The sequence below is a fragment of the Streptomyces sp. NRRL B-24572 genome (genome assembly GCF_002156145.1).
Classification (GTDB): Bacteria; Actinomycetota; Actinomycetes; order Streptomycetales; family Streptomycetaceae; genus Streptomyces; species Streptomyces vietnamensis.
This window is the reverse complement of the sequence record NZ_MWIG01000221.1, coordinates 1-6,310: the sequence shown is the minus strand read 5'-3', so window position 1 is coordinate 6,310 and position 6,310 is coordinate 1. Positions and strand designations below refer to the sequence as shown.

Below are 6,310 nucleotides of genomic sequence, written 5' to 3'. Positions count from 1 at the left end.
CGTCCACGTCGACGGCGAGCAGGTCCTCACCACCGTCGACCACCGCCACACCGCCGGCCACGTCGGCCTCCTCGCCGACGGCGGCACGGTCACCTTCGGACCGCCCCGGACCTGGACCGTCACCACCGACCTCGACGGCTGGACGAGCACCGGCAGCTGGACCCCGACCCCGCTCGGGCTCACCGGCGCCGCGCCCGGCGGCGCCAACATCCGGACGATCGCCGCCGAGGAGGCGTACGACACCTCCGTGCAGGCGGACGTCCTCGTCCACGACCCGTACGCCGTCGCCGCCCTCCTCGTCCGCGCCGACGCCGCCGGCACCCGGGGCTACGCCGTCGAGGCCGACCCCAACCTGGGCCGCCTCCGCCTCTACCGCGTGGACGGCGACGTCACCCTCGCCACCCACTCCACCCCGATCGCCCCCGGCACCGTCCACCGCCTGCGCGTCGAGGCCGAGGGCCGCCGCCTCCGCGTCCACTGGCAGAGCGACTTCCTCCGCCCCGACGGCTACGCCCCCGTCATCGACACCGAGGACCCGGCGCCCGCCCCGCACCTCTCCGGCCGCCCCGGACTCCTCGCCTACAACGGACGGGTCTCCTTCGAGAACGTCACCGCCGCCGGACCGCCCGCCGAACTCCCCGGCGCCACCACCCTCTCCGGCACCTGGACCCGTGACCTCAAGGGCCTGCGCGGCCACGACGGGCTGCGCACCGCGCCCGCCCCGGACGGCCCCGACCTCGTCGTCTCCGCCGACGTCCTGCTCGCCGGGGCGAGCGCCGCCGGCCTCCTCGTGCGCGGCCACGAGATCCTCCTGGACACCGCGACCGGCTCGATACGGCTCCTCGACCACACGAGCCGTGCCGTCCTCGCCACCGCGCAGCCGTCCGTACGCCCGATCCGCCCGGGAACTCCGTACCGCATCGAAGTCCACCTCGTCGGCGGCGATTTCAGCGCCTCCGTGGACGGGGTGGACGCCCTGCGCAGCCCGGCCGCCGCCTCCGGCGACACCGTCGGCCTCGTCGCGGCCGGCGGCACCGCGTACTTCCAGGACGTGTACGCCTCCGACGCGCGCGACCACTACACCGAGCCGTACCGCCCCGCCGTCCACCACTCACCGCGCACCGGCCCGGGCAGCGACCCCAACGGCCTCGTGCACTTCGACGGGGAGTACCACCTCTTCCACCAGGCCGAAGGCCGCTGGGCGCACGCCGTCTCCACCGACCTCCTGCACTGGCGCGCGCTGCCGACCGCCCTCGACTGGAACGAGTACGGCCACCGCTGGTCCGGCTCGGCCGTCGCCGATCCAGGCGACGCCTCCGGTCTGTTCGGCGGCGGCTCGGGCCTCATCGCCTACTACACGAGCTACCACCCGGACCGGATCGGCGGGAACCAGGCGGTCCGCGCCGCCTACAGCACCGACCGGGGCCGCTCCTGGCAGCCGTACGGCGGCCCCGAGCCACTGATCGGCAACCCCGGCGGCCCGGACGGCGGCTGGGACTTCCGCGACCCGAAGGTGGTCCGGGACGGGGCCCGCGACCAGTGGGTCATGGTGGTCTCCGGCGGCGACCACGTGCGCTTCTTCACCTCCCGCGACCTCCTCCACTGGTCCCACACCAGCTCGTTCGGCTACGGGGAGTGGGTGGCCGGCGGCGGGGTCTGGGAGTGCCCCGACCTCTTTCCGCTCCCCGTCGACGGCGACCCCGCCCGTACGGTCTGGGTCCTCACCTTCAGCACGGGAGCCGTCCGCGCCACCGACGGCTCCACCGCCCGCTGCCTCACCGGCGACTGGAACGGCACCGCCTTCACCGCCCACCAGGCCCCGGGTCCGGCCCCGCGCAGCGACCACGGCCGCGACTTCTACGCGGCCGTCACCTTCGCGGACCTGCCCGACGCGCGCCGCGTCTGGCTCGGCTGGACCACCAACTGGGACTACCCCTTCAGCGCGCCCACCCGTCCGTGGAACGGCCAGCACTCCCTTCCCCGCGAACTCACCCTCGCCGACGGCCCGGACGGCCCCGTCCTGCGCCAGTGGCCCGTCGCAGAACTGGCCTCGCTGCGCACGGACACGACGGTACGGAGGGACCTCACGGCCGGGCCCGGCGCGCCCGACCCCTGCGCGGGCCTGACGGGCACCGCGTACGACCTGGAGGCCGAGCTCGTGCTGCCGCCGACCGGCGCCGCGACCAGCTGCGCCTTCCGTCTGCGGGCGAAGGACGGGCAGGCCGTCCTCGTCGGCTACGACACCGTCCGCGAACGCCTCTTCGTCGACCGCACCACCTCCGGACGCACCGACTTCACCCGGTACTTCGCGGGCCGCACCGAGGCCCCGCTCGCCGCCGTCCGGGCCCCCGACGGCAGTCGTACGGTCCGGCTGCGGATCCTCGTCGACTCCTCCTCCGTGGAGGTCTTCGGCGGCGCGGGCGAGGCCGTCGTCACCAGCCTGGTCCTGCCCGACCCCGACGCCGACGGGATCGCCTTCACCGCCGAGGGCGGCACGGTGCGGATCGCCGAACTCGCCGTCCACCGCCTCGCCTCCACCTGCCGTCTCTCCGATGCCCTCCCCGTCCTGCCCCCGCCTCCGCCGGCGGGGGAGTTTCGCACGGACCTCGGCACCCTCACCACCGTCCCCGCCGGGCGCTGGGAGGCCACCGGCGCCGGGCACACCGGGGTCTTCGACCGCGACAGCGACGCGATGTCCACCCGCCGCTTCGCCGACCTCGAACTCGCCACCCTGCTCCGGCTCGGCGGCCCCGACGGCACCCGGGGCGCCGCCTCCCTGATCTGGCGGGCCTCCGCCGACGGCGCCGACGGGTACGTCCTCAACGTCGACCCCGACCTCCGGGCCGTCCGCCTCGTCGTCCGGCGCGGCGGCTCCTTCGACGACGCGGCCGCCCTCGCCAAGGTCCCCGTCCTCGTACGGCACGGCGCCACGTACGATCTGCGGATCGTCCACCAGGGCACCCGTGTCCAGGTCTTCCTCGACGGGGAGCGGATCATCGACCTCACCGACCCGGCGGCCACCTACACCGACGGTCACGTCGGCCTCAACGTCTTCGGCGGCCGGGCCGGCTACCAGGACACCTACGCCAAGGAGCTCTGACCCATGTCCTTCCTGGTGATCGGCGAGTGCGTCGCCGACATCGTGCGCGGCGCCGACGGCACCGAACGGATCCACCCGGGCGGCAGCCCCGCCAACGTCGCCTACGGCCTCGCCCGCCTCGGCCGGGACGTCACCCTGCTCACCCAGCTCGCCGACGACCCGACCGGGCGGCTGATCGCGGACCACCTCAAGGGCGCGGGGGTACGGGTGGAGGTCGGCGGCGTTCCCGTACGCACCCCGTCGGCGGTCGTCGGGCTCGACGCGCAGGGCGGGGCCTCGTACACCTTCGACATCGCCTGGACCCTGGAGGCCGGGGAACACGACGTGGACCGGCCCGTCCACGTGCACATCGGTTCCATCGCCGCCGTCACCGCTCCCGGCGCGGCCACCGTCCTGGCCGAGGTCGAGCGGCTCCGCGACCGGGCCACGGTCAGCTACGACCCCAACGTGCGGCCCGAACTGATGGGGGAGCACGACGAGGCCGTCGCCCGCGTCGAGCGCTGTGTCGCGCTGAGCGATGTGGTGAAGGCGAGCGACGAGGACCTGGCCTGGCTGTACCCGGGGGAGTCCGTCGAGTCCGTCGCCGCCCGCTGGCTGGGCCTCGGCCCGGCCGTCGTCCTGGTCACCCGGGGCGCCGACGGCTCGCTCGCCTTCACCGGGCGGGAGACGGTCTTCGCGGAGGCGCCGGCGGTCACCGTCGTCGACACGGTCGGCGCGGGCGACTCGTTCATGTCGGCCGTCCTCGACACCCTCGCAGGGCGGGAGACTTTCGACGGACTCGGCGCCGAGTACCTCGTGAGGCTGCTGCGGAGGGCGGCCGCGGCGGCGGCCGTCACCGTCTCCCGGGCCGGCGCCCAGCCCCCCGACCGGGCCGAACTGGACGCGGCCGGGGGGCGGTTCACCCTCAGGTGCGGGCGTGTGCGGTGATGTCCGCGGCGAACTGCTCGATCATCTCCGGCGTGACCGTCGGCCGGCACTCGGCGATGGCCTCCAGGTAGTCCGCCGTGCTCGCCCCGGGCGCCGGGTCGTCGCCGCCGCGCCCGCCGACCGCGACGAGGTCCCGCTCGAAGGAGGCCTGGGCGGCGATCCGGGCCGCGTGCTCGATGTCGGCGGGCGTGAACAGCTCGCTCGCGAGGACCAGTTCGTCGATGTCGACGTCCGGCCGCCCGTCGGTGTAGCGGGACCAGATAGCCGCCCGCGCCGCCTTGTCCGGCGTACCGATGGGGATGAGGTAGTCGAAGCGGCCGGGGCGCAGGAACGCCGGGTCGAGGGAGCGGATCGAGTTGGTCGCGCAGACGAGCAGCCGCTCGTCCCGCTCCCGGAACCCCGGTATCAGCTTCAGGAGTTCGTTCGTCACCCCGTGCATGCCGCCGGGCTGGGCGGGCTCCGAGCGGACCGGGGCGATCTCCTCGACCTCGTCGATGAAGACCAGGACCCGCTCCAGCTCGGCGATCCGCGTGAAGGCGGAGCGCAGGGCGGCGGCGAGGTTCCCCTCGTCGGCGAGGCGGGACGGCAGGATCTCCACGAAGGGCCAGCCGAGCCGGGAGGCGATGCCCCGCGCGAACGTGGTCTTGCCGGTGCCGGGCGGGCCGAAGAGGCAGACCGCGCGCGGCGGCCGCACCCCGTGCCGGGTGGCCCGCTCCGGCTCGGCCAGGGGCAGCACCACCCGGCGCTCGATCAGGTCCTTCTCCCGCTCCATGCCGGCGACCTTCGCCCACAGGTCGCCCGGAAGGAGTCGGCCGCCGAGGTCGTCGAGGAGGCCGGCGGCGGGGCCGTGCAGCGGCTCCACCTTCTCGAAGTACGCGACGGCCGGCTGGCGCGTGTACCCGGCGTTCAGCAGGCCCTCGCCGAGGAGCTCCTCCTCCGGCAGGACGTACGCGATGCGTCCGACGCGGGCCGCGACGAGCCGCCGCTCCAGCTCCACGAGCAGGGCGCTGGCGAGGCCGCGGCCCCGCCAGGCCGAGGAGATCGCGATCCGCATCACCCAGGCCCGCTCGCCGGAGACACAGGCGAGCGCCGCCCCGATGGGGGCGCCCTGGTGCACGGCGACCACGGCCGGCTGACGGGTGGTGAGGGCGCCGATGCACTCGGCGAGCGAGAAGACGGACTCCTGCCCGAGCTCGGCGGTGGTGTCGATCAGATGGACGACGGCGGCGAGATCGCTCTCGCGGTAGTCGTGGATGTGCCAGTTCACCGGCGGTACCGCCCCTCGTTCGTGCTGTTGCGGCGAGGCTAGGCGGGGTCCCGGGCGGCGGTCCTGCGCCATCCTGCACAAGGCGGGGCGGCCCAACGCGCCGATCCGTCACTGGGCGGAACGGCGCGCATACGGTGAACGGCGGTACCTCTTGGGGGAGGTGCCGCCGTTCGGGGGAGAGGATCGACGCGTCACGTCCTTCTCTTGCTCATGAGCAGTCCGCCGGCCGTCAGGGAGAACAGGCAGACGCATGCGCCCGTGATGACGTTGCTGAGGATCATGCCCGTGCTGGGGTGCCGGGTGACGACCCAGGGCGCGACGATGAGCCAGGCTCCCATGAGCAGCACGACGAAGTTCAGGTCCTGGGACCTCTCCGGGGCCATCGACATGCACAGGCCGAGGACCGCGAGGGCGATGCCGACGACCAGGTTGGAGATGGCGAGTGTCGGCGCAGCGGCGGAGAAGTGGACCGTGTAGGCGGAGATCGCCGTCCAGACTCCTGCGAGGATCACGAGTTCCTCGACCGCCGCGACACCTCGGGTCTGCAGCATGCGGGCGTAGCGGTCCCGCATCTCCGACGCATCGGGGTGCCCCGTGATGTCACCGGGACGGTGAGAGACGTCGGCCATACGACTCGCCTCCTTCTGGCGCTCTGCACGTCTGACCGCGCTTGCGGCATCGTGCCGCGTCTTCATTGTGCCCTTATATGGCCTTTATGTGTAGATCTGCCCCCTATGGGATGAGCACAGAAAAGGGGTGCCGGAAGTGCAGGGATCCACCAAAAGCCACCCGCCGCGCGCGGTGGGCCCCGCCGCCCCGGCGTAGCCTGGAAACGGACTCGGGGACACCGGATTCTTCCCATCGCCGGGAGTGCACGATGGTCGGCATCGTACGAAAGAGCTTCGACTCGGCGGACGAGACGCGTCCCTTCGAGGACGGCAAGGGCAGGCTGGACCTGCTCATCGGCGACGGCGGCTCGAAGACGGCCCGGCCCACCGAGCCGCCGTCGCCGATGA

4 protein-coding genes are annotated in these 6,310 nt (G+C 73.8%); 2 read left to right on the top strand and 2 right to left on the bottom strand.

The features are described 5' to 3' along the window. Both CCN56_RS13850 and CCN56_RS13845 read left to right on the top strand, forming a co-directional pair. The coding region (locus CCN56_RS13850; protein WP_086826858.1) for a glycoside hydrolase family 32 protein at window positions 1-3,100 on the top strand (3,100 nt) is incomplete at its 5' end. A gap of 3 nt (window positions 3,101-3,103) precedes the next feature. After that, on the top strand, window positions 3,104-4,027 hold the full coding sequence (locus CCN56_RS13845; protein ID WP_086826856.1) for a carbohydrate kinase: 924 nt from the start codon (window positions 3,104-3,106) through the stop codon (window positions 4,025-4,027). On the opposite strand, the gene CCN56_RS13840 is transcribed toward CCN56_RS13845, so the two are convergent. Both CCN56_RS13840 and CCN56_RS13835 read right to left on the bottom strand, forming a co-directional pair. Beyond that, window positions 4,005-5,294, bottom strand: coding sequence for an ATP-binding protein (locus tag CCN56_RS13840; RefSeq protein WP_086826855.1), 1,290 nt, complete (start codon window positions 5,292-5,294; stop codon window positions 4,005-4,007). The genes CCN56_RS13845 and CCN56_RS13840 overlap by 23 nt on opposite strands. A 191-nt stretch (window positions 5,295-5,485) precedes the next feature. Beyond that, a complete protein-coding gene (locus CCN56_RS13835; protein WP_086826853.1) occupies window positions 5,486-5,923 on the bottom strand; it encodes an SPW repeat protein in 438 nt (145 codons plus the stop codon). Between the last annotated feature and the right edge of the window lie 387 nt (window positions 5,924-6,310).

Coding starts and splice junctions, on each gene's coding strand:
- CCN56_RS13845 (WP_086826856.1), top strand. CDS start 3,104: ATGTCCTTCCTGGTGATCGGCGAGTGCGTCGCCGACATCGTGCGCGGC.
- CCN56_RS13835 (WP_086826853.1), bottom strand. CDS start 5,923: ATGGCCGACGTCTCTCACCGTCCCGGTGACATCACGGGGCACCCCGAT.